Annotated in this window: 1 pseudogene; it reads right to left on the bottom strand. The window is 65.3% G+C overall.

Going from position 1 to position 916, the window contains the following annotated elements:
* A pseudogene (locus tag J1C47_RS23945) lies at positions 1-906 on the bottom strand (IS630 family transposase); the annotation flags it as partial.
* Between the last annotated feature and the right edge of the window lie 10 nt (positions 907-916).

The raw sequence follows: 916 nt of genomic DNA, 5'->3' as shown, positions 1-916 counted from the left end.
AGATGTTCTCGACGGGATTGAGCTCGGGTGCGTAGGGCGGCAGGATGACGATGGTGATGTTGTCCGGAACCCGCAGTGCCGCGGAACCGTGCCAGCCGGCGCCGTCTATGACGAGGACGGCGTGCGCTCTGTCTGCCACGGCTCTGGATATTTCGGCAAGGTGGGCGTTCATCGCGAAGGTATTGGCGTAGGGCATGACGAGCGCTGCGGTTTTGGCCCGTCTTGGGCAGACGGCGCCGAAGATATAGGCCCATTTGTAGCGCGTATCGCGGGGCGCACGGGGTCGGGTTCCGCGCTCGGCCCAGATGCGGGTCAGCGTTCCCTGTTGACCGATCCGCGCTTCGTCCTGGAACCAGACTTCCAAAGGCTTGCCGCATGCAGCGTCGGGCAGTGCGGCCGCTACCGTTTCGGCGAAGTTTTTTTAAACGTCTCCTGCGCCGCAGGATCGGACTTCGGGTGTCGTGGACGGACGGAAAGCCGCCAGAAGCCGAGCGAAGCCAGCTGCTTGCCGACCGTGCGTTCGTGCATCACAACGCCGAAGCGCTCCTCGATCTTGCGCTTCAGGTCCACGCGTCGCCAGCGCACGACGCCGTCCACTTGCGGATCGGGGCCCTCGCGGACCATTTGGGCCAGCTCGGCCTTCTGTTCGGGGCCAAGCCGCGGCGTCGGACCGGCATAGAACCGGTTTGAAAGGCCGGCGAGCCCTTCTTCGTTGTAGCGATGAACCCAGTCTCGAAGCGTCTGGCGATCCATGCCGCACGTCTCGGCGGCCGACCGGCGATCCACGCCGTCCAGGACCAGCGCGATCGCCAGCATCCGCCGCGCCGCCTTCGCATCCAAACTCTTCGCCGCAGCCGCGCGAAGCGCCGCCGATGAGTGGTCCGTTCGAGTGATCTCTACCGCCATCGAAACCTCC

The organism is Jiella sonneratiae, assembly GCF_017353515.1.
Classification (GTDB): Bacteria; Pseudomonadota; Alphaproteobacteria; order Rhizobiales; family Rhizobiaceae; genus Jiella; species Jiella sonneratiae.
The sequence above is the reverse complement of the archived record's forward strand: the minus strand, read 5'-3'. Positions and strand labels throughout refer to the sequence as shown.